At 61.5% G+C, this 20,178-nt stretch carries 24 protein-coding genes and 1 tRNA gene; 4 read left to right on the top strand and 21 right to left on the bottom strand.

Annotated features, from left to right (window positions below):
* Window positions 1–189: 189 nt before the first annotated feature.
* Window positions 190–462, top strand: coding sequence for a hypothetical protein (locus ASF09_RS20505; RefSeq protein WP_156359442.1), 273 nt, complete (start codon window positions 190–192; stop codon window positions 460–462).
* A gap of 548 nt (window positions 463–1,010) precedes the next feature.
* On the opposite strand, the gene ASF09_RS19045 is transcribed toward ASF09_RS20505, so the two are convergent.
* On the bottom strand, window positions 1,011–1,196 hold the full coding sequence (locus ASF09_RS19045; RefSeq protein WP_156359441.1) for a hypothetical protein: 186 nt from the start codon (window positions 1,194–1,196) through the stop codon (window positions 1,011–1,013).
* A gap of 460 nt (window positions 1,197–1,656) precedes the next feature.
* On the opposite strand from ASF09_RS19045, the gene ASF09_RS19040 reads away from it, so the two are divergent.
* Window positions 1,657–3,354, top strand: coding sequence for a methyl-accepting chemotaxis protein (locus tag ASF09_RS19040; RefSeq protein WP_162237260.1), 1,698 nt, complete (start codon window positions 1,657–1,659; stop codon window positions 3,352–3,354).
* Window positions 3,355–3,689: 335 nt separating this feature from the next.
* On the opposite strand, the gene ASF09_RS20500 is transcribed toward ASF09_RS19040, so the two are convergent.
* From ASF09_RS20500 to ASF09_RS19030, 4 genes are all read right to left on the bottom strand, one after another.
* Window positions 3,690–3,851: a hypothetical protein gene (locus tag ASF09_RS20500; RefSeq protein WP_156359440.1), complete on the bottom strand. Its 162-nt coding sequence runs from the start codon at window positions 3,849–3,851 to the stop codon at window positions 3,690–3,692.
* 173 nt (window positions 3,852–4,024) lie between these two features.
* Entirely contained in the window at window positions 4,025–4,300 is a 276-nt protein-coding gene (locus ASF09_RS20495) for a hypothetical protein (protein WP_156359439.1), read from the bottom strand.
* A gap of 545 nt (window positions 4,301–4,845) precedes the next feature.
* Window positions 4,846–5,127 (bottom strand): eCIS core domain-containing protein, encoded by a 282-nt coding sequence (locus tag ASF09_RS19035; protein WP_156359438.1) that lies wholly within the window; start codon window positions 5,125–5,127, stop codon window positions 4,846–4,848.
* Window positions 5,128–5,792: 665 nt separating this feature from the next.
* The gene (locus ASF09_RS19030) at window positions 5,793–6,254 is read right to left on the bottom strand and encodes a VOC family protein (RefSeq protein WP_082444488.1); all 462 of its coding nucleotides are present in this window, start codon (window positions 6,252–6,254) and stop codon (window positions 5,793–5,795) included.
* A 587-nt stretch (window positions 6,255–6,841) separates the two neighbouring features.
* Between ASF09_RS19030 and ASF09_RS19025 the strand changes: the two genes are divergently transcribed.
* Window positions 6,842–7,402: a VOC family protein gene (locus tag ASF09_RS19025; RefSeq protein WP_082444480.1), complete on the top strand. Its 561-nt coding sequence runs from the start codon at window positions 6,842–6,844 to the stop codon at window positions 7,400–7,402.
* Between the two features lie 63 nt (window positions 7,403–7,465).
* Here the strand turns inward: ASF09_RS19025 and ASF09_RS19020 are convergent, their stop codons facing one another.
* From ASF09_RS19020 to ASF09_RS19000, 7 genes are all read right to left on the bottom strand, one after another.
* Window positions 7,466–8,275, bottom strand: a complete 810-nt coding sequence (locus ASF09_RS19020) for a DUF3644 domain-containing protein (protein ID WP_200912596.1) — start codon at window positions 8,273–8,275, stop codon at window positions 7,466–7,468.
* Window positions 8,266–8,715 carry a DUF3644 domain-containing protein gene (locus ASF09_RS20780; protein ID WP_200912595.1) on the bottom strand — a complete coding sequence of 150 codons (450 nt, stop codon included), beginning with the start codon at window positions 8,713–8,715 and terminating at the stop codon, window positions 8,266–8,268. Before ASF09_RS20780 ends, ASF09_RS19020 begins: the two co-directional genes overlap by 10 nt.
* Window positions 8,716–8,790: 75 nt before the next feature.
* A complete protein-coding gene (locus tag ASF09_RS19015) occupies window positions 8,791–9,366 on the bottom strand; it encodes a hypothetical protein (protein WP_060527648.1) in 576 nt (191 codons plus the stop codon).
* Window positions 9,367–10,141: 775 nt separating this feature from the next.
* Complete coding sequence (locus tag ASF09_RS19010; RefSeq protein WP_060527646.1) at window positions 10,142–10,531, bottom strand: hypothetical protein; 390 nt, start codon at window positions 10,529–10,531, stop codon at window positions 10,142–10,144.
* Entirely contained in the window at window positions 10,509–10,682 is a 174-nt protein-coding gene (locus ASF09_RS20490) for a hypothetical protein (RefSeq protein ID WP_156359437.1), read from the bottom strand. The genes ASF09_RS19010 and ASF09_RS20490 overlap by 23 nt, the downstream gene beginning before the upstream one ends.
* A 232-nt stretch (window positions 10,683–10,914) precedes the next feature.
* A complete protein-coding gene (locus ASF09_RS19005) occupies window positions 10,915–11,961 on the bottom strand; it encodes a tyrosine-type recombinase/integrase (protein WP_235529896.1) in 1,047 nt (348 codons plus the stop codon).
* A 146-nt stretch (window positions 11,962–12,107) separates the two neighbouring features.
* A tRNA-Ser gene (locus ASF09_RS19000) sits at window positions 12,108–12,198 on the bottom strand.
* Between the two features lie 88 nt (window positions 12,199–12,286).
* Between ASF09_RS19000 and ASF09_RS18995 the strand changes: the two genes are divergently transcribed.
* Entirely contained in the window at window positions 12,287–13,144 is an 858-nt protein-coding gene (locus ASF09_RS18995) for a peptidylprolyl isomerase (RefSeq protein ID WP_060527644.1), read from the top strand.
* Here the strand turns inward: ASF09_RS18995 and ASF09_RS18990 are convergent.
* The 9 genes from ASF09_RS18990 to cyoC all read right to left on the bottom strand — a co-directional run bounded on the left by ASF09_RS18990 (window position 13,141) and on the right by cyoC (window position 20,174).
* Window positions 13,141–13,995 (bottom strand): pirin family protein, encoded by an 855-nt coding sequence (locus tag ASF09_RS18990; RefSeq protein ID WP_060527643.1) that lies wholly within the window; start codon window positions 13,993–13,995, stop codon window positions 13,141–13,143. The genes ASF09_RS18995 and ASF09_RS18990 overlap by 4 nt on opposite strands.
* Before the next feature lies 1 nt (window position 13,996).
* The gene (locus ASF09_RS18985) at window positions 13,997–14,569 is read right to left on the bottom strand and encodes an NADPH-dependent FMN reductase (RefSeq protein WP_060527641.1); all 573 of its coding nucleotides are present in this window, start codon (window positions 14,567–14,569) and stop codon (window positions 13,997–13,999) included.
* A gap of 10 nt (window positions 14,570–14,579) precedes the next feature.
* The gene (locus ASF09_RS18980) at window positions 14,580–15,374 is read right to left on the bottom strand and encodes a DODA-type extradiol aromatic ring-opening family dioxygenase (RefSeq protein ID WP_060527639.1); all 795 of its coding nucleotides are present in this window, start codon (window positions 15,372–15,374) and stop codon (window positions 14,580–14,582) included.
* Between the two features lie 76 nt (window positions 15,375–15,450).
* Entirely contained in the window at window positions 15,451–16,518 is a 1,068-nt protein-coding gene (locus tag ASF09_RS18975) for a spore photoproduct lyase family protein (protein WP_060527637.1), read from the bottom strand.
* A 36-nt stretch (window positions 16,519–16,554) separates the two neighbouring features.
* Entirely contained in the window at window positions 16,555–17,088 is a 534-nt protein-coding gene (locus ASF09_RS18970; protein WP_056490014.1) for a response regulator transcription factor, read from the bottom strand.
* A 20-nt stretch (window positions 17,089–17,108) separates the two neighbouring features.
* Window positions 17,109–18,437: an ATP-binding protein gene (locus ASF09_RS18965; protein WP_082444478.1), complete on the bottom strand. Its 1,329-nt coding sequence runs from the start codon at window positions 18,435–18,437 to the stop codon at window positions 17,109–17,111.
* Window positions 18,434–19,156 carry an SURF1 family protein gene (locus ASF09_RS18960; protein ID WP_060527635.1) on the bottom strand — a complete coding sequence of 241 codons (723 nt, stop codon included), beginning with the start codon at window positions 19,154–19,156 and terminating at the stop codon, window positions 18,434–18,436. The genes ASF09_RS18965 and ASF09_RS18960 overlap by 4 nt, the downstream gene beginning before the upstream one ends.
* Window positions 19,156–19,539: a cytochrome o ubiquinol oxidase subunit IV gene (gene cyoD / locus ASF09_RS18955; protein ID WP_056063531.1), complete on the bottom strand. Its 384-nt coding sequence runs from the start codon at window positions 19,537–19,539 to the stop codon at window positions 19,156–19,158. Before cyoD ends, ASF09_RS18960 begins: the two co-directional genes overlap by 1 nt.
* On the bottom strand, window positions 19,536–20,174 hold the full coding sequence (cyoC, locus tag ASF09_RS18950; RefSeq protein ID WP_060527634.1) for a cytochrome o ubiquinol oxidase subunit III: 639 nt from the start codon (window positions 20,172–20,174) through the stop codon (window positions 19,536–19,538). The genes cyoD and cyoC overlap by 4 nt, the downstream gene beginning before the upstream one ends.
* Window positions 20,175–20,178: the final 4 nt, after the last annotated feature.

The following is a 20,178-nucleotide window of genomic DNA, read 5'->3' as shown; positions in this document are numbered from 1 at the left end:
GTCGCGGGTTGATGCTCATTCCGACGATGCGCACCGCTGAATGAATGTCTGCAATCAGGATGCAGGCTTATGTGTAGGAGCGGCGAAGTTGTGGGCGTTTTCAACCCGCCCGTCACGCCTATGATAGAGAAGCGCTGCTAGCCGATCACGCTGCTGGCCGAACAGCAGGGCAGCACCGTGGATAACCAGATGACTGACGCCCAAGGCGATCTTCTAGGCAGCGTTATCCTGCTTCTCAGCACGGCCCTGCTTCTCGGCGCGGTACACTTCGCCAGCACCACCGTGGACAGGCGAAAAGTTCGATGGCTCACAACGCTGAGCGTCATCCTGTCGATCGCAGGCGTGGCCATCGTTATCGTTACCTTACGACCGCTTTGGGGAGGTAACTTGCCCTCAGCGATGGCAGCGTCGTGGTCATTGAATTGCCCGGCTTATCGAGGAAAATTAGCAAACTTGAATTAATCACGTGCGAGACAAAGCCGTAGTGAACAAAATTAGAGCACGAAATATGCGAAAAGCCATTGCAATGAGATGTCTCCTAGGGGCGATGAGCCTCGCAGTTTTCTTCCTACGCGACAGGTATATCTCAATGCTGTTGCTGGTAGTTTTAGGGGTAATTACTGCCATTACGATGGATATCATGACGAAACTCATAAAGAATCGTCCGGTTTACCTAAAACCGGCGAAAACACCTCGCCTTCTAAACATATCTACCGCGCGTCGAACCAACCTTATTCTATTATTACAATTACGGTGATCACCTTGTTAATACTATTAATATCATTCGGCGTCATTGATTTGCCATTACCACGCGAAACTTCATATTACTTTTTAGGATTTCTTTCCACGATCATGTTGTGTTCACCACTGTCGTTAAGGTCGCTCGAAAATTCTGTTACAGAGCACAACGAGTGGCTTCGACGTATGAGTCCATCACCGGATAGCGTCGACGGTGAATAAGGTGGTGACGACCGGTACTGGGCGAGAGCGAAACGGCTGAGATGGGAAGGTTAGCTGCCGTTGAAAAGGCTACCGGTAGGCTTGATGATCGCGAGCGAGCAGAAGCGCACGAATGCGGCAAACAGCACCATGAGCGGCAAGTCCCAAAGGCCTTCCTTGTCCCAACCCCATCCGAGATTTAATGCCTGATCGCAAAGGGTTGCAAGCCATATGAGCAGGGCGAGGCCGACGAACATCAGGAAGACGCGGTTAACGCCCCGACGCCGGGCAGCGAGGAACCGATCAGAAACCATTTAGCCTTGTCTTACGGCCAGAGGATGTCTGCAATGGGCGTAAGCGGACGCACTGCGATATGGTTCAATTCTGATTTAGTTGGCCAGATCTCTTAGGCTGTCTAGGGTATCACGGGGGTACATCGCGACATATGAGGCCCAGAAAGCGCGCGTTTCCGCGGGGCAGAGGTGATTGCGGCGGAGGGGTTATTCGCTGCAGCCGGCATCGCCAATGTCCGGTTTGAAGAACGGTAGGACTGATGTCACCAATTTTAGCAATGGCCTGGACAAGGCGGTTCTGAAGGACCTGCTGCGGCTTGTCGTAAGGCGAAAGTGTCATACAGGGTTAAGATGCGCGCCGTAGCGCCCCCATATGACAAATCGATCGTTAAGGCTGTGGTCCCAGAGTATGGTCGTCCGACTGATGGTACCAGTCGCCATCATGTTGGGGCTCGTGATCCTTTTGGGTCTCATCGGCCTCGGTACCCGCAACCGTGTTCAGATTGCGCGCGATGCCGCGAATGCCGGCCAGATAGTGCGGATCCACCTGATAGAGGCACGGTCGCTCAGCCGATCGCTCCAACGCGACGCACTTAACCTGTTGCTCGAACGAGATCCTCGCGAACTTGCGATCATCCACGGGAAGTTCGCAAAACGGTCGCTTCAGATGCGGGCGCAGCTCGCCCAACTGGTTCGCAACCCCGGAACGGGATTGAACGCGCAGAGCCCCTACATACGCAGTCAGACGACCGTCCTCCGTGAGCTGGCAGTCGTGGCCGGTGCTGCCACGAAGGATCGCCAGGATCGGGCATGGGGCGTCTTTCGCAATGACGTCCGCCCTAACGAGCGCATGGCGTCGAAGATTGCCGATACGCTTATCGCCGGGCAGGAGATCGAGGTTGAGCGCCTGTTCCGCAACGCCCGTGATCTGGAACGGCAAGAGGTCGGCATCAGTATCGTAGCAAGCATCGTCCTTTTCTCTCTGGCCGCATACGGCACGGTGCTGATCGTCCAAAAGACCATCGTCCGTCCTTTGCTGGACATCGAACGCACCTTGGCGGTGATCGCCGGGGGCAATGCTGAAGGCCGCACACCGCACGGAGAACGCGGCGATGAGATAGGCCGCATGTCACGAGCGATCGAGGTGTTCCGCGCCTCGGTCATCGAGCGCGGGCTGCTTGAAGCGAATATCGGTCGTCAGCGATTGGCAGAGGCACAGCGCGATAACCAGATCGAGGCCGCGAAGCGTACGGCCCAGAGCGCGGAGGCGGAGCGTGACCGTATCGTCAGGCAGGCTGCAACCACATTGGAAGGCGAGATAGCGCATGTCCTTACCGAGCTGCGCGGCGCGGCCAGCCAATTGTCAACGACCTCGGGCGAACTCGAGGACCACTCGACTGCCGCGACGCGCGAATTGGATAGCGTCGGCGTCGCCGTTCGGCGAGCGGTCGACGGCGCGACTGATATTGCCGCAGCGACAACCCAATTCATGAACGCTATCGAACAATCGAGCCAGAGTACGCGCCTGTCTGCCGATCTGAGTGCGCAGGCGGCGGACTGCGCGGTGCGGCTTGCAAAGGATATGACGGACGTCCAGGACGAGGCTCGTGCGATCGGGGCTATCGTCGGCCTGATTACGGACATCGCTGCACGCACCAAATTATTGGCGCTAAACGCAAGTATGGAAGCGGCGCGCGTCGGCGAGGCTGGAAAAGGGTTCGCAGTCGTTGCCGACGCAGTGAAGTCGTTGGCGGCGCAAACCGCGGAAGCTACCGGTGCGATTGCCGAACAGATAGCAGGCGTGCAACGCGGCACCGGGGCAGCTTATGCTGGCCTGCTGCATATCCGCGCGATGGTCCAGGATATGGCTGGAAGCACCGAAGGTCTCGCTTCGAGCATCGGCGAACAGGCGCAAAGCGGCCAAGTCATCAGCCGGAACGTCGATGGTACCGCGACCGACCTGGACCTGATCGGGCGCCTGGTGACAGATGTATCCTTCGCGACACAAAGCACGACGGGGATGGCCACGAGGGTTCGGATGGACTCACGGTTAGTCGAGGACGGCGCATCGGCAATTGATGCCTCCCTGTCCCGCTTTTTCGCTCAGTTACACGTTTCTTGATCCTAAGTTCGGTTGTCCTGAAGCATGGGAGCGGTGCGGCTCAGCGTACACCGCTGCCTTGTAGCGCGAGAACCGCGGACCGCATTGCTACGATGCGGTCGGTAGCCGAAGGGGAGAGTTCGCCCCAGGAAAACGCCGATCGATTGCGAGCCCCCTCGCGCCACATCCTAGCAGCTACGTTATTTAGGTCATCTGCGGTCGGGGGCCGCCCCGTCGAGACGCAATCGATTATTTGATCGGCAACGAGCGAACTGGCGCTAGACATCTGACAAAACCTCTTAATTCACACGCTTCCTTTAGTTGCGTTTGATGTCGTCAGAATGACAGTTGTGAATTCAATTCACGCCTATCAGTACCAAGCGGGCCTCTTTGGCGTCGCGCTCGGAAGCAAAAATCACATCCAGCCAGCGGCAGTGCTGATCGGAATATATGCCCCAGCAATTGACGCGGCCGGGTTCGAAACGACGCGCAACGATCAGCGTATGGTCGCGTTTCATTCTCGCCTATTGGCCCCGCACGCAACTTTGTCAGCGGTGAGTGGGCCTGTTAGATTCAGAAAGGGCGCCGTGATGCTGAGTCTATCGTCTTTGACGGCAGCTAAGATGCTGCCGGATTAGTTCGACGCTACCCGAACAAGCGACGTTTTCGGGTACCTCCGCCGCGTGAACGCCTATTCGGCCAGAACCAAGAGCGCGCCTTCGGCACGGTACTTTTCTCCTAGTGTCGCATAGACTGCCGCTTGATCTAAATGGCTTCGCCGCTCGCCAGCGGTTTTAGCGCGCGATGCGACAGCTAGCTCGATCTCTGTCAGGAGCTCGTAATTGATATTGTGGGGCACAGCAGGTTCCATCATTCGCGCCGGGTTGGTAGCGCTGTAGCCACGATCAAATTGATGAGAAGATGCGGGTCTGAGATCGTTTTTGCATCCATATTGAATGTAGGGCATCCGCACCGCCCGACAGGGTATCGCCAGGGTACATCGCCCCTGTAGCACATCTAGAACGACGCCTTTCCGCGACCTGGAGAAGCCTGCGGCGGAGAGTGTCTCCGCCGCAGCCTCACGATAACGATCGAGAAAGCCGGCGCTTCAGCGTAGACCAGGCGGCGATCAATAGCGCGTAGATGACAACCGCGATCACGATGACCGTTATGCTGTGACCTATCGCTTGCGATTCGGCTGGCGGAGTCCACGATGGGCCGCGCTCACCAGCAAATAATGTATCCGCGTAGACCGTTATGAAGGCAGTCCACCAGTAAGCTGCACTAAGGATGCTGCCGATCAAGGTGATTATTACTTTTTTCATGCGTGCCTCGACGAAATGAACGGAATGGTGCGCACATAATCGCTCAGCGCGCCGGTTCCGTGCACTGGTCTTAAGCTGTGCTTGACGCGGTAGTAGTCGCCCACGATCGAAGCTTGAACTTCAACGCCTTGAGATAAAAAAGTCATTTCAGATTTCGACAGGTCGCCGTAATCGTAATTTCGGTTAGCTATTCCACGCAATCGCCCCCCATCCCGCACTGATACTGCCAAACGTGCGCAAGTTCATGAATAAGCCAAGCTGCATCGCTACGGTTTGTGGCGAAGCTGTCTTTGTAGTTCGTCGTCGGAAAATAGATTTCTCCGTTTGGGGTGATCGCCGTCCCGTTTGGCTGGAAGAAATACGCGGTAGCTTCGTGGACCATGACTTTGTCGTAGTCGATTGATAGTCCAAAAACGCTTTTCGCCTCGCGTAGTTCACCGGGCGTCAATTTGCGTGATTTGTTCGCCAAACCGCCCCCCCATCAGAGCAGCCCGAACACTAGAACATACCATTTCACCGCACGCAACGCTGAGATTGCGGGCAGGAGCGAGACAAGACCCATCATTGATTTAACTAAGCGTAGCGTGAGCGATCAGTGTATTGGTCGGGTACGTCGATTACCGGGCTACTACCAAACCGCGCATTTGAGGAGGGGTTATCCGCCCCGGCGATGTTCGGAATGGGGAGGAAAGCGGACTGGCGGCTTCCGGGAAAATAAGCTGGTAAGCTGACATCCGGACGGTAAGCTGGAGCTATGGGTGACGACAGAACGCGCACGAGCCAGTTCTTGGCAGCCGCAGTAGTAGCAGCTTGGACCGTGACGGCTTGTTGGACGGTAATTTTTACCGCTGGATGGGCTGGGTCGTTGACAGATGTTCTGCTCAATCAGAACGGCGATCACCCCTTCGCAACGCTCGCCGTTTGGTTGGTTGCCCTGTCCCCCTCGATCGGGTGGTCGCTATTGTTCCGGGGAAAGTTCAAAAAATTCTGACAATGCGCGCGAAAGCTGAATGGCCGGAATGGGAAGGAAACCGGACCGGCTGCTTTCGGGAGGGCGGGTGGCGATAGCCGACATTGGGCAGTTGCCGGCTTTCCCGAAAAGGATGGTGAAGAGGGAAAACTTCCGCAGGCGTATTAACGGGCCCGCGGCTGCATAAGCTCTATCGTGATATGATCGGGGCCTGAAACGTATGCCACCAACGCACCCTTCCGGGGACCACCCGCGATAGGCAGCGGACTACCCTTGGCCTTCCATCCTACTGCCTCGACGCGGGCAATAGCGGCATGAATATCCTTCACGGTCAGCGCCAGGTGGGCCGCTCCGATCGATCCCGCGCCGGAAGACACCGCCCCGTTCTGGTGCCCTCTTGAATATTGCAACAGTTCGACAACGTAGCCGTCTGGTGCCCTGACGATCGCCGTTTTCACACTCGGATCATCGACACCTGTCACCTGATGCAGGAAATCGCCCCCCATCTCCGATTGTCTCTCAAGTGTGAAACCGAGCGCTCCCGTCCAAAACCGAACGGCTTCGTCCAATGACGATACAGCGAAACCCGTGTGGTCCACGGCAATTACGTTTGCGGCGTCGTTCATTGCTGCGCTCTCACAGGGCCGTGCTTGCGCTGTCTGGGCCTGCGCCACCGGCTGCAACCGACGCCAGCAGCATGGCGAACATGATCTTCATAGTGCTTCTTTAACACTTTGGGCTCTTCTCGAATAGGAACGTCTGGCGGGAATCTCGCCGCCTCGATCGCGTTGACGGACGCATGCGGGTTTCGCGTTCCCGAAATCTGTTCCCATTGCTCTTTCCCGAAATGGCCAATCGGAGCCGGAGAAACGGGAAAGATCGCGCTTAACGAATGGCCGTTATTGGGAGCCCGGATCGCCAGCCTGAACGTCCCGGGTGTGGGCGGAACTGCTCGGCAGCGCGGGGCTGATAGGACCCAGATGTAGCCATTCGCGCCGCTATTCGCGTTCCCAACTTCCGCCATTCGTTAATGTCGGTAAACGCCCGGTTTCGGCCATGCAAATTCGGCAGTTGAATGGTGCGACCTGGTGGAATCGCGGCGCGGCCATCCCTCTCTGTTGACATGTTCCGACAGACAAACCAGCAAAACGGCTCGGACACCGCTCCATAACCGGCACGCGCACCGCCGCCCCTGCCCGACAAGGAAGAGACGATGGCGGACTCCGCTGTGGCCGTTATCAGCTTCGGCCGCGTTGCGCCTGGCATCGGTGTCCGCGACATTCAGGCCGCGCAGGATTTTTACGGGCGCATGCTGGGCTTCCGGAAGGTGTTTGAAAACGGTGATCCGGTCGGCTTCATGGTAATGAAAAAGGATCGCGCCGAAGTCCATTTAAGCCAAAAGCCAGACCACAAAGCCTCAACCGTCAATGTCATGCATATGTTCGTCAGCGATGTGACGGCGCTCTATGCCATCTGTGAGGCTGAAGGCGTGCGGATCATAAAGGGTCTTGCCGACACGGCTTACGGACAACGTGCCTTCGTTTTCGCTGACCCGGATGGCAATCGGATCGATGTGGGCGAGCGACGCTCCTGCCCCTACTTGCCGCCCAAGGGCCGCCCCCGGGCGGCTCTGACGAGGATCACGAGACTGGCATTGGGCGGCAGCCGCTCGGCCGCTTTGGGGCGGACGAGACCCACAAGCCGACGTTCTGAGCGACTCGAGCTTATCCATACCCGGTCACTCGTTGAGGTTCCACCTGACGACCTGACTTGAATGGAAGTCTGTCGAGGGTTTCGAGTGTTCTCCCCGCCTTTCCCTGTCCTCTTGCCTGGGTCCTCAAAGCCTCGGCAGAGCAGCAGCATACGCAGCCGCACGCTCTCCAAGCACCTTCAAGACGTGTTGAAGCCAGCTTTCGTACCAGTACCACGTTCCTGCAACGTCAACGCCGAAGTGCTTCGCAGGGTTCTTAGCGTCAAGCCGCTGCCAGAGCGTTGTGTGATCATGCATCTTGAAAGAGCGGTAGCCAGCCTCGTGCGCTTTCTTCAAAATGTCACCAGGCCGATATTTTGTACGCTCGGTTTCGCGCAAAAGAACTCGGTTGATCTCTTCTGCTGCGTCCGAACCGGAAGGAACAAGCTCGGCCACAATATCGGCTGTGGAGGCGCGATTGGCATGTCTGGGTACCATCGCAACTCGGTAGGCATAGCGCGGGTCAGAATACTGCTCTGGGGTCAACTGAGCCTCAAAAGCGTCCATCACCGTTGCAAGGTGCGGGGGCAGGTCAGCACTTCTCACAGCACCCACCTGCTCTGGATCAAGTGATGCGAATTGCAATGCGAGAGACAGCTTACGCTCTAGCCCATACTTAGCGCCATACAGCTGTTTCAATGCATCGTTGAAATTTATGTAGCATGCTTGCAGTTTTGCGCTCAGGGCAGCATCAAGCGAGCGATCAGTGGGGCAATGTTCAATTTCGTGTCGTATCTCTAAGAGATAGGATAGATTATTTTTAGCTCCCATTTCGAGTTTGCATTTGTTATGCCTTAGGCACTGCCCAATCTCCCAATACTTTTCCCCACCCCCCTGGCGTGGTCTTAACCTTCTTATCTCTTCCTGATCCCTCCCAATACCGAACATCAACACCATCTTTTTTTAAGCGACGGGTGCATTAGGCACGTCCAAGCGATGACGCTAGTAACAATGAATAGCTCCGCACGAAAATTTAAGCCTGCGGAATTGAACGTTTGGACGGCAGCAACCATTTCGTCACGGGCTTTTACGAGGAGCTGGTCCGCATCAAAACTCAGCCCAGTACCCTGCTCTACTTCGGGCCATGCGCTAAGAAATGCTTTGAGGGCCTCCGGTGAGGCAGGCTGGATCTGTCGATGTTTCACCCCGGTCCGGATCTGCGCGATCTCCCGATGATTTATGGATCGAGTAGGCCAGGTAAAATAAGCAAGCACGTCCTGATCGCTGCGCGACCCTGTTAGCAATAAAGCTTTGATGAGGGCGACTTCCCCATCCCCCAACTTCTTTATTGCGCCAGGCATCCATTGCCACTCCCCTGAGTCTTCAATGCCTTTCAAGCAAATACGGATGGTCGAGTCTAAGCTGGATAAGTGCGAGGCGTCCCAGCGTTGTCAGATCACGCCGCGCCCGTTTCACTGATCCTCGGTTGATGGTTTCCGCGTAGAATCCTGGCTCGCATGAGGCCAGCCGTGCTGCAACGCCAGCCGCGCACCTTCAAACCCGATCTGCCGTTTCGGGTGGCCAAATGAACGCTGGCTGGTGTGATCGATCAACATCACTCGAGGCCGGTCAGCGGCACTCTCGATCAATGCCGGCAACACAGCTGGACGAGCCTCTGGTAGGTTAAACCCTACATCGCGCCGAACCGCGAATGCCCCGAGCGCTCGATATGCGAATACGCCCAAGACAATAATGCCGGCAGCGCTCCCCATGCCCCCGTCCCACAACCGGTCCAAATGATCTTGGGTCAGCTTCGAGGGCGCTTTCCTGTGCCAAAACTGACACAGCTTCTTCGAGCTGCAGTATTGCGGGTACGCGTTTGCGAAGTTCGCTGATCCCAGCAACTCCCTCAGCTTCTCCGCGCCAGCGCCATCAGCGTCGAACCCAAACAGGGATGCCAGATTCCAGACGGTTCTACAGGATGGATCGAAAGGCGATCCAGGCGCGATCCTGCTCTCGCATTCACCAAGAACAAACAATCCGGCCATTTGCACCCTCCTATCGCGACGGAGGGTAGCTCCGGTCGGGTTACCAAGGAGTGACGAGCCCCTGCCCCACCTTATGAACGGGCAGCCGCTTCTCGTAATCGGCGCCCGATGGCGATCATCGCGCTAACCACCATGGACGGGCATCCGAAGCCCCCTGCCCTCTATCCTGAACGAACGGTAGTTTACTGCGGCGTGTCGCCCGAAAGCGGCCGGGCCGCAAACCACCAGTTCGTCGGTTCCATGTTGCGCACCCAGATACGGTGCAAGAACCCCCGCCTCGCCCGCGAGCTTTTCGTGTCGGTTCCGGTGCATTACCGGGCAACGCTCAGTCCCACGGTATTCCGCCGTTGTTGGCCACATATCACGGCAGCATCGACGGTGCGTTTCGGTGCACCATCAGCCGTTTGCGCGAAACCGCATGCACCAAGTCCATGTCTAACGTTCAAACACGCCAAACCGCGCGATCCCGTCACCGCGGGTCGGCGCAGGAGCACTGTCACAGGGGACGACCGATGAGCGTCCGACACACCCCGTTGACGATGCCCGAACATCGGATCGTTCGAGGAGCCTGTCGCGGTTGTCGATCGGCGATCTCCCTTTCTATAAATGAATGGTGCTGGTTTCAGACCGCTAGGCGGACTCGCGCTCATTCTCTTCCAGCGCGTCCGCCAGTTTGGCCAGGGCGGCCGCCAGCGCCTCGTTCTGGACACTAACGCCCACCGCTTCGCGCAACGGTAGTTGAGCCACCATTTCCGCCAGCTCGATGTGGTGTTGCTCAAAGGGCCTGGACCACTTCGGCGGGCACCGGTGCGGGACCGATGATGCGCTCCTCGATCACGCGGGCAAATGCCGGGATGCATAATCGGTACGCGTTGCTGATCTGGCGGATTGTGGGCCCGGCACCTTCCGCCTCGGGAATCGGTTCTGTCCTGCGTATCCAATCAGGAAAGCCGTGATCCTTGAGCGCTTTCAACGCGCGCACGATAGCGTCACGCGAACGACGCAGCTTTCCCGTGAGATAGTCGATTGACGGCTCAAGGCGGCCTGACCGGTGACACACGATGCGATACAGCGCGCGCAAGACTTCCAGCCCGACATGACCTAGCGGTCCGTTACGCTTGCCAGGCTGCTTGTGCTGCCGGTCATACCCTTCCGCCGCGATCATTAGCCGGCCCCATCTGACGCTTGCTGACCGGACGCCAGAACCGGGCCTCGCGGGAGGCCTTGGGGAAGCTATCGCGCCGGACGCGGTTACGCGAGATGCCGCACTGGCTGGCCTTGCCGGCAATGATCTCGTGGAGAGCGCGCGCGGTCATGCCATCGCTCCCTCGGCGGCAACGCCTAGCGGGGCGGTCCTTCGAGTAGCTCTGCTGCTGGCGCAAACCCATCGAGCAGAAGGTCCGCCCACTCCTGCGCGAGTTTCGATACGACGCGGCAGGTATGCAGCGCGGTTGTAGGTCGCCTCGACGCCATCTGGAATATGCGCGAGCATGAGATCGATGATGGCCCGATCGCCCGGTCTGTCGAGCGCCTGTGCGCGTTCGTTCATCACAGTCGAGAAGGTCGATCGCCAGCCGTGCGGCACATGCCGCGCCCGGACCACCAGGCGATTGTAGAAATACCCGATCGCATTCTCGCTGATTGGCTTGTACGCGTGCCGCTGGCTCGGAAAAACCAGCCACGCGGTGCGAAGGCACGCGCCGCCTGAAGAACCTCCATCGCCTGTCTGGCCAGCGGCAGCTGAACGTCGAACCGCCCGTCCTGCTTGCGCGCGACCTTCAATTTCATGCGGTCCGCCGGAATGCGCCAGACAGGCGCATCCTCGCTCAAGGCCTCCAGTTCGGCCCAACCGGTCGTCCGAAGCGTACCCGGCCGCGGCGCCGTCAGGGCGAGCAGTCGCGACGCGAGCTTGGTCATGGGATGCGCTGCCGATGCCTCGGCTGCCATCAGTAGCGCACGGGCTTCCTCGAGCGATCCGAGCGCCGGCTGCCGTTTCTTGATGAGCGGCTTCATCGCTCCACGAATCGATACAGCCGGATCGCTCGTCGCGTATCCCGACGCTATCGCAAAGCCGTACACAGCCGAGATACGCTGCCGAACGCGACGCGCGGTCTCTACCGATGGCCGCTCCTCGATCCGGCGCACCAGTTGCAGCACCATGGGCAAGGTCACGGCTACGACTGGCGTCGAGCCGATATACGGAAAAACATCCTTCTCGAGGCTGTTCAAGACGTCTGCCGCATGCACAGCGACCCAGCTCGATACCTGCTGGGCGTGCCACTCCCGCGCTACCGCCTCGAACGTCGTTGCATGCGCGATATGCCGAACCACCGCGGTTTGCTTGCGGTCGACGCTCGGATCGGTCCCTGCCTTCAAAAGGCGTGACGCCGCGTCCCGGTGCTCGCGTGCCAGCGCAAGGCTGACTTCGGGATAGCTGCCCAGCACGAGCAGCTTTTCCTTGTCAGCGATTCGGTATTTCCAGCGCCAGGAGCGGAAGTTAGTGGTCGTCACGAACATATGAAGCCCACGGGCATCGGACAGCTTGTAGCTCTTCTCCGCTGCCTTGGCCTGACGACAGCGTAATTCGGTTAGCACCGATCCCCCCAGAGCGTCTTCCGCGTACCCTCAACAGGCGTGCGCTTGGCTGGAAAACCATGGGCCCGCGTGAGACTACCGCGCGAGGAAAACCAAGGCAAATCGTCGGCTCATGAGACGAACTGGGGCACTGTGGGAACATGGGGTGGCGGAGCGGGTGGGATTCGAACCCACGATACGCTTTTGACGTATACTCACTTTCCAGGCGAGCGCCTTCGACCACTCGGCCACCGCTCCGCATTGCTCTGGAAGCGGGTCTGCTAGTGCGGGTTTCGCGCGCGCGCAAGCGATTGCGTGCGACGATCCGCTGGGGCAGTCTGTGGGGATGTTGAATATCCTTCTTGCCGCCATGCTTGCGCAAGCCGTTCCGGCCGCCGCGACGCTCCCGTCCGATCCGGTGCCGGCGGACTGGGTGGCGGTGCCGGACGACGAACTGGTGGTGTTCACGCTGGCCAATGGGCACCGGTTCACGGTGCGGCTCGCGCCTCGCTATGCGCCGGTGCACGTCGCGAACATACGCAAGTTGGCGCGTGCGCATTGGTGGGATGCTGGGACGAGCGTGTACCGTTTGCAGGACAACTATGTCGCGCAATGGGGAGATGCGACCGAAAAGAAGCCGCTGGTCGCGGGTGTCATTGCCAACCCGCCGGCGGAATATTCGCATGCCGGGCCGACCACCGTGGCGCGGCTGTCGCAGCGCGATCCTTATGCCGAATGGGCGGGGTATAGTCGCGACGGGTGGCCGCTCGCGGGCAATGCCGCGACCGAGTGGGTGCCGCATTGCTACGGGATGGTCGGCGTCGCGCGCGATCTGGCGCCGAGCACGGGGAGCGGCGCTGAGTTGTATACCGTGATCGGGCATTCGCCGCGTGCGCTCGATCGGAACATCGCGGTGGTCGGACGCGTGATCGACGGGGTCGAGTGGCTGTCGTCGCTACCGCGCGGGACGGGGGATCTGGGGTTCTACAAGACCGAGGGAGAGCGTAGCCCGATCGTGTCCGCACGCCTCGTGAGCGAACTGCCCGCCGCCGAGCGACCGCATTTCGAATATCGCGCGGCGGACAATGCGCGGTTCGTGGCGTGGATCGCCTCGCGGGAGAACCGGGCGGGGCCGTTCTTCACCGTGCCGGCCGGGGGCGCCGACATCTGTGCCGCGCTGCCCCCGGTGCGTAAGGCGCCCTAGCGGATGACGGGCGGCTTGCCGAACAGGCCGGCGTTATAGTCTTCGATCGCGCGGACGATCTCTTCGCGCGTGTTCATGACGAAGGGACCGTGTGAGACGACGGGTTCGCCGATCGGGTCGGCGTGGCCGTAGAGGATCGTGGTGGGGGCTTCGGTCGTGACGGTGATGATGTCGCCGTCGTTGTCGAACGTTGCGAGGTGATGCGGCTTGATCGGCGTGCCGTTGGCAGTGGGGGCGCCGGCGACGACGTAGAAGAAGACCGCGCGGCCGGTTGGCGCTGGCAGGTCAACCTGGGCGCCGGCTTCGAGTTCGACGGTCATCATCGCTACGTTCGTCAGCGATTCGATCGTGCCGCGCTGGTCTCCGAAGCTGCCGGAGATCAAGTTCACGGTGCCACCCTCGACCGGGATCGCGGGAATGTCCTCGCGCTGGAGGCCGGTATAGGCGGGCTTGGTCATCTTGAGCCGACCGGGGAGATTGACCCAGAGTTGCAGGATCTCCAGCGGGCCGCCGTCGCGCTTGAAGGATGCGGGCGAGATTTCCGCATGAATCAGGCCCGAGCCTGCGGTCATCCACTGGACGCCGCCCGCGCGGATGACGCTTTCGTGGCCACCGCTGTCGAGATGCGCCATCTCGCCTTCGAGGATGAAGCTAACCGTCTCGAAGCCGCGGTGCGGATGCGGGCCGAACGGCAGGCCGCTATTGCCGGGACGATAGGTCTGCGGGCCGTGATGGTTGAGGAACAGGAACGGATCGACCTGCGGCAGGCCGGGACCCGGTAGCGGGCGGCGTGTCACCAGGTCGGCAATGTCGTCGCGCTGGGCGGGATACTGGTTGAGGACGTGGCGCATGTCAGGAGGCCGCGCGGTCGGCGGTGGTGGGCCGCGCGATGTCGGCGAGCAGGTCGTCGATGCCCGCCACGAGGAAGTCGAGCGTGCGCTGATCGGTCAGGCGACCGTCGGCGATCTTCTCGTGCACGGCGCCAACGACGGCTTGTGGACGCAGGACGGTGCGGGCGCCGATCGAGGCCAGCGTCTCGTTCAATTGCGCGTGCGCACGCGCGCCGCCGACTGCGCCGGGCGATGCGGTAAGCGTGAAGACCGGCTTGCCCGTGAGCGTCGCCTTGCCATGCGGGCGTGAGGCCCAGTCGAGCGCGTTCTTCAGGACGCCGGACATGCCGTGATTGTATTCGGGGCTGGCGATGACGATCCCGTCGGCCGCGCCGATTGCCGCGCGCAGGGCTGCCACGGCGGCGGGGGGCGTGTCAGTGTCGGCATCCTGATCGTAGAGGGGCACGTCGTTCAGCGCGAAGACCGTCAGCGCGGCCTTGTCAGTGATCGCTTCGCCAAGCGTGGTCAGGATCGCGGTATTGTACGAGCCGCGGCGCAGGCTGCCGGAGATCGCGAGCAGGACAGGAAGGGCCATGGAAATTCCTTTAGTTGAAGCGGTAGCCAGAGATTGCGGTTTGCAGCACGCGCTCGTTGTAGACCTGCGTACCGGGGTGATCGGAGGCGCCGGCAGCGACCATCAGCGGGAGGAGATGCTCTTCGCGGGGATGCGAGAGGCGGCCGGCGGGGGCTTCGGCCCAGCCGGCTAGCGCTTCCGCCCGGGCGGTCGGTTCGGACTCGACCGCGGCGGTGAGCCATTGATCGAAGGCTTCGGACGGTGCAGTGAAACGCGGGTCGCCGTAGCCGCGCATGTTGTGGAAGCTCATGCCCGAGCCAACGATCAGGACGCTTTCGTCGCGTAAGGGGGCGAGTGCGCGGCCGGCGGCGGCGTGGAGCGCCGGATCAAGATCGCGGTCGACCGACATCTCGACGACCGGGATGTCGGCGTCGGGGAACGTGACCTTCATCGGGATGAAGACGCCGTGATCGAGGCCGCGGGTCGGGTCGACATTGGCGGTCAGGCCGGCTGCGCGGAGCAGGTCGGCGGCGCGGGTGGCCAAGGCGGGATCGCCGGGCGCATCGTAGCGGATCTCGTAGGTATGCGCAGGGAAGCCGCCGTAATCATAGATCAGCGGCGGCGTTGCGGCGCCGGTGAACGCGAAGCCGCGCGTTTCCCAGTGGCCGGAGACGACGAGGATCGCCTTGGGCTTTTCGGGTAGCGAGGCGGCGATCGACCGGAGGTACGCGGCCATGCCGGTCCAGTTCCCGGCGGGGTCGTCCATGAAGAAACAGGGTCCGCCACCGTGCGGGATGAAGAGGGTTGGCTGGCGGGAGTTTGTCATGGCTTCGAGGTAGGCGGCGGTGGCGGCGATCGGAAGGTCGGGAATGGCAACGCTGCGTTGCCGGTTGGCGCGGCGGTTACGTCCAATAGAGGATGCTCGCCTGCGGGAGCTTGGCGGCGATCTCATCCTGAAAAAAGCTGCGGAGCGCGCGCATCGTGTCGGCGTCGTAGACGTATTTGACCGAGCCGAACTTGGTGCGCTTCTCGGTGCGGTTGGCCATGCTGAGGTCGAGCGACGAGCCGGGATACCAGGTTTCGAGCACTGCCTTCGATCCGGGGGTGTAGCGGTGGGTGATCAGTTCGATCGTCACGTCGGGTACATCGGCGAGCACCCGGCCCGCCTCCGCCACCAACTCGCCATACGCATCACGCCAGCCTTCGGCGGCGATGATCGGCGCGACCGTCAGGCCGATCCTGTAGCCCGCGTCCGCCATTCTTCGTAGCGCGAGCAGGCGGGCTGCGACCGGACTGGTGCCGCCCTCGAAGCGTGCATAGGCGGCGGGGTTGATCGAGGCGCGCATGCGGGTGCGGCCGCGGTGGTCCAGACCCAGCAATGGCTCGACCGCGTCGAACTTGGTGGTGAAGCGCAACTGTACGTCCGCCTCCCATGCGCCGAAATGCGCGATCAGCGCGGAGAGCGATCCGGTGACGTGCTCGATGCCGAGCGGGTCGGTGTAGCAGGAGGCCTCGAACGTGGTGCCTTCGTGCGCGCGGGCGGTCGAACGCGACGTGACGGTGCCTTGGCCGAGGTGCGCGGGGAGTTCGGCGAGGATCTCGGGCAGGTTCGCATAGACGCGGGTGATCGGCGGCCCCTTGAGCGAGCCTGCCAGGTAGCAATAGCCGCAATGCGCGGGGCAGCCTTCGGCGAGGTCGATCCGCCAGTCCGCGCTGGGGGCGATCGGCTGGAGCTTGCGCTTCGAGGGGGGCGCTACGACCAGCGCGAGCGTTGCCTTGGCTTCGGCATAGGCGCGGCGGGAGTCGTCGGGGAAGTCGAGTTTGAGGCGGTCGCTCGGTAGCGTCGTGACCGGCACACCCAGCGCGGTTGCACGCGCTGCGATCTCGGCACCGTGATCCCACGTCAGTGCGGACGGGGTCGCTAGCAGTCGCTTCGGCTGCCAGAGGCGTGAGGGTTTGGGCGCTGGCATCGAACGACAACGCGCGCCTTCGGCGAAGCGTTGCGGCTATTTTACCGGGCGTTTCTCGAGCTTTCGCGCGAGCGTGCGGCGATGCATGCCGAGGCGGCGCGCGGTCTCCGATATGTTGAAGTCGGTTTCGGCGAGCGTGGTGTGGATGCGCTCCCATTCGAGCGTCTTGATCGAGGTCGGGCGTTCGGACAGTTCGGTGTCGACGCTGCCCTCGGTGCGATCGAACGCGGCCTCGATGTCGTCGGTGTTCGAGGGTTTGACGAGGTAGTGCGACGCGCCGAGCTTGATCGCCTCGACCGCGGTGGCGATGCTGGCGAAGCCGGTGAGGACGACGACAAGGATCTCGGGATCGTGTGCGTGGAGCGTCTGGACGCAGACGAGGCCGGACGCACCGCCCAGCTTCAGGTCGACGACCGCGTAGCGTGGGGTGCGCTCGGCGAGTTGCTCGACGAGTTCCTCGTGGCTGGCCGCCTGCATCACTTCGTAGCCGCGGCGTTCGAACGAACGACGGAGCGTGCGGGCGAAGGTCTCGTCGTCCTCGACGATGGCCAGGAGTTTCGGTTCGGTCATGGCGTCCGTCACGGTGCTTGTCACGAGAGCGCGATCGCGGAGAGCGGCATGGTGATCGTGACTTCGGCGCCGCCGCCTTCGCAGTTCACCACCGACACGCCGCCGCCAAGCTTGCGCATGACGTTGACCGCGAGGAACAGGCCGAGGCCGTGGCCGGGTTCGCGCTTGCTCGACTGGTAGGGTTTGCCGAAACTGGCGAGGCGTTCGTCGCTGAAGCCGGCGCCGCGGTCGCGGACGATCAGCGCAAGGTCGCCGTCCGTGCGTTCGCCGCGGAACGCGACCCAGTGCGGCGAGGCTTCGGCGGCGTTGTCGAGCACGTTGGCGATCACCTGTTTCAATGCGGGGTCGGAGACGACCTGCGGATCGTCGCCGACTCGCGTGGTATAGTCGAAATCGACCGACGGGTGCACCGCGCGCCATTCGTCGACGATCCCGTCGAGGAGCTGGTGGAGCGGCATGATCTCGGGCGCTTCGCCGCGCGCTTCGCCGGCCGATAGCAAGATACCGGTGACGATCGCCTTGCAGCGCTGGACCTCGGATTGCATCTCGACGATCTCCGCCTGTAGGTCGGCGTCCTGCGCCAGAGTCGGCATGCGGCGCCAGTCGGCTAGAATGACCGCTATCGATGCGAGCGGCGTGCCGAGTTCGTGCGCAGCGCCCGAAGCCAGGAGCCCCATGCGGACGATGTGATCCTCCTCCGCGGCCTGCTGGCGAAGGTCGGCGAGGCGCGTATCGCGGGCGCGCAAGTTTCCGGTGATGCGGGTCATGAACAGCATCAGCAGCGTCGCGATCAGCATGAAGCAGAGCAGCGAGCCGATCGTGTAGAGCAGGAAATACTCGCCGCTGTAGTCGGGGGGGAGGATCAGCGGACGGTAATAGAGTGTGAGCACGCCGAAACAGGCGGCAGTGACGGCGACGATCGCCCAGCTCGACCAGCGATCGAGCAGCACCGCGCCGAGCACGACGTGGAGCAGATAGAGCGAGATGAACGGGTTGGTCGCGCCGCCGGCGAGATAGAGTTGCGTGGTGAGCAGGCCGACGTCGAACAGGAGCGCGAGGAGGAGCTGGACATTGGCCCCCTTGCGCCACCCGTAGAGCGGCATGCTGACGAGGTTGAGGCCGACACCCGCCGCCAGCGCCGCGAGCATCGGCACCATCGGCAGGTCGAAGCCGAGCGCAAACCGGGCGAACAATATCGTGACGAACTGGCCGGCGACGGCGATCCAGCGCAGCGTGACGAGCTGGCGCATGTTGGCGTTGCCGGTCGCATCGGTGCGGGCTGTGGCAAGCGCGAGCCAACGCTGCCAGCTCTGTCGTGCAACCCCCTGCCCCGCCATTGACGACGTCATGTGTCGATCGCCCCCCGCCGCTTGCGGGCATCCTGCCGCACGAACACGGCGAAGGCGACGATCGTCATCGCGGCGAGTGCGAACCAGGTCAGCATATAAACGAGGTGGTTGTTCGGGAAGGCGATGATCGTCAGGCCGCCGACGGGGGCGGCCGTGCCGGACTTGTCCGCGTCGACGAAATAGGGCGCTACGTTCGACAGGCCACGCGCGCTGGCGATCGCATCGACATCGCGCGAATACCATTTGCCGGTGGCGGGATCGTTGTGGCGCAGGAAGCCGCCGCCGGGCTCGGTGATGCGGAGATAGCCGGTGATCGTGACCGGGGCGGTCGGCTTGGTATGCGCGACGCGTTGCTCGGGCGAGACGTAGCCGCGGTTGACGAGGACGGTGAAACCGCGATCAGTTCGCAAGGGCGTCACGACCCAGTAGCCGCTGCCGAGCGCGGTTGCGGCTCGGACCAGTGTTTCGCGATTATTATCGAAAGTGCCGTCGAGCCGGATACGGCGATAAGCGTCGGTGGTGGCGGTGATCGCGTTCCAGGAGGCGGGTCCGGGCGGGGCGACCGGTGCGGCATGAGACCGCGCCGCGACCTGTGCGATCAGGTTGAGCTTCCAGGTCCGGCGCTCGACCTGCCAGATGCCGAGCGCCATGAACCCGGCGAACAGCAGCAGCGCGACCAGGCCTGCGACATAGACGGCAGGGCCCGGTCGCGTCCTCATCACATGTCTGCCGCGGCCTGCATCGGCATCATGTTCGTGTTCATGTGGTACATCACCCAGATCGATCCGCTGAGCGTGATGACGACGAGGATGATCGTGAAGATCAGCGCCATCATCGTCCAGCCGCCCTCCGACTTGCCGCTCATGTGCAGGAAGTAGATCATGTGGACGACGATCTGCGCGACCGCGAACACCATCACGACGAGTGCGGCGGTCGAGGGATCCTTGAACGCGCCGGTCATGACCGCCCAGAACGGGATCGCGGTCAGGATGACCGAGAGGAAGAACCCCTTCAGGTAGCTGCCGCGCGTGCCGTGTGCGGCGCCATTGTCGTGATCGTGATCGGCGTGCGGATTGTTCGCCGGTGCTTGGGGATCGCTCATCGCAGGGTGCCCATCAGATAGACGAAGGTGAAGACGCCGATCCAGATGACGTCGAGGAAATGCCAGAACATGCTGAGGCACATCAGGCGGCGCTTGTTCGCCGCGATCAGGCCGTGCTTCTGGACCTGCACCATCAGCGTGACGAGCCAGATCAGGCCCATCGTGACGTGAAGGCCGTGCGTGCCGACGAGCGTGAAGAACGATGACAGGAACGCGCTGCGGGTCGGGCCAGCCCCCTCATGGATGAGGTTGGCGAACTCGTACATTTCGATCGACAGGAACGCGAGGCCGAACAGGCCGGTGAAGACCAGCCACATCTGCATGACGCGCTGGCGACCTTCCTCCATCGACAGCATCGCGAAGCCGTAGGTGATCGACGAGAACAGCAGCATCGCGGTGTTCACCGCCACCAGCGGAAGCTCGAAGATCTCCTTCGGGCTGGGGCCGCCGGCATAGCTGTTGCCGAGCACGGCGTACGCCGCGAACAGCACCGCGAAGATGAGGCAATCGCTCATCAGGTACATCCAGAAGCCCAGCATCGTGCTGCCGCCGTCGGGATGCTCATGCTCGTCGATGTCGTAGAACGAGACCTTCTCGGTCTCGTTCAGGCCATCCTTCATGGGTATTGCGGACATCGCG

The sequence above is a fragment of the Sphingomonas sp. Leaf242 genome, assembly GCF_001422045.1.
GTDB lineage: Bacteria > Pseudomonadota > Alphaproteobacteria > Sphingomonadales > Sphingomonadaceae > Sphingomonas.
Note: the sequence above shows the minus strand (reverse complement) of the source record. Positions and strands in the feature narration are given on the sequence as shown.

Bases quoted from the DNA above. Each gene is read 5' to 3' on its own strand.
- ASF09_RS20505 (WP_156359442.1), top strand. From the start codon at position 190: ATGACTGACGCCCAAGGCGATCTTCTAGGCAGCGTTATCCTGCTTCTC.
- ASF09_RS19045 (WP_156359441.1), bottom strand. From the start codon at position 1,196: ATGTTCGTCGGCCTCGCCCTGCTCATATGGCTTGCAACCCTTTGCGAT.
- ASF09_RS19040 (WP_162237260.1), top strand. From the start codon at position 1,657: ATGGTACCAGTCGCCATCATGTTGGGGCTCGTGATCCTTTTGGGTCTC.
- ASF09_RS20500 (WP_156359440.1), bottom strand. From the start codon at position 3,851: ATGAAACGCGACCATACGCTGATCGTTGCGCGTCGTTTCGAACCCGGC.
- ASF09_RS20495 (WP_156359439.1), bottom strand. From the start codon at position 4,300: ATGCCCTACATTCAATATGGATGCAAAAACGATCTCAGACCCGCATCT.
- ASF09_RS19030 (WP_082444488.1), bottom strand. From the start codon at position 6,254: ATGAACGACGCCGCAAACGTAATTGCCGTGGACCACACGGGTTTCGCT.
- ASF09_RS19025 (WP_082444480.1), top strand. From the start codon at position 6,842: ATGGCGGACTCCGCTGTGGCCGTTATCAGCTTCGGCCGCGTTGCGCCT.
- ASF09_RS19020 (WP_200912596.1), bottom strand. From the start codon at position 8,275: ATGGTGTTGATGTTCGGTATTGGGAGGGATCAGGAAGAGATAAGAAGG.
- ASF09_RS19015 (WP_060527648.1), bottom strand. From the start codon at position 9,366: ATGGCCGGATTGTTTGTTCTTGGTGAATGCGAGAGCAGGATCGCGCCT.
- ASF09_RS19010 (WP_060527646.1), bottom strand. From the start codon at position 10,531: ATGATCGCGGCGGAAGGGTATGACCGGCAGCACAAGCAGCCTGGCAAG.
- ASF09_RS20490 (WP_156359437.1), bottom strand. From the start codon at position 10,682: ATGACCGCGCGCGCTCTCCACGAGATCATTGCCGGCAAGGCCAGCCAG.
- ASF09_RS18995 (WP_060527644.1), top strand. From the start codon at position 12,287: ATGTTGAATATCCTTCTTGCCGCCATGCTTGCGCAAGCCGTTCCGGCC.
- ASF09_RS18990 (WP_060527643.1), bottom strand. From the start codon at position 13,995: ATGCGCCACGTCCTCAACCAGTATCCCGCCCAGCGCGACGACATTGCC.
- ASF09_RS18985 (WP_060527641.1), bottom strand. From the start codon at position 14,569: ATGGCCCTTCCTGTCCTGCTCGCGATCTCCGGCAGCCTGCGCCGCGGC.
- ASF09_RS18980 (WP_060527639.1), bottom strand. From the start codon at position 15,374: ATGACAAACTCCCGCCAGCCAACCCTCTTCATCCCGCACGGTGGCGGA.
- ASF09_RS18975 (WP_060527637.1), bottom strand. From the start codon at position 16,518: ATGCCAGCGCCCAAACCCTCACGCCTCTGGCAGCCGAAGCGACTGCTA.
- ASF09_RS18970 (WP_056490014.1), bottom strand. From the start codon at position 17,088: ATGACCGAACCGAAACTCCTGGCCATCGTCGAGGACGACGAGACCTTC.
- ASF09_RS18965 (WP_082444478.1), bottom strand. From the start codon at position 18,437: ATGACGTCGTCAATGGCGGGGCAGGGGGTTGCACGACAGAGCTGGCAG.
- ASF09_RS18960 (WP_060527635.1), bottom strand. From the start codon at position 19,156: ATGAGGACGCGACCGGGCCCTGCCGTCTATGTCGCAGGCCTGGTCGCG.
- cyoD (WP_056063531.1), bottom strand. From the start codon at position 19,539: ATGAGCGATCCCCAAGCACCGGCGAACAATCCGCACGCCGATCACGAT.
- cyoC (WP_060527634.1), bottom strand. From the start codon at position 20,174: ATGTCCGCAATACCCATGAAGGATGGCCTGAACGAGACCGAGAAGGTC.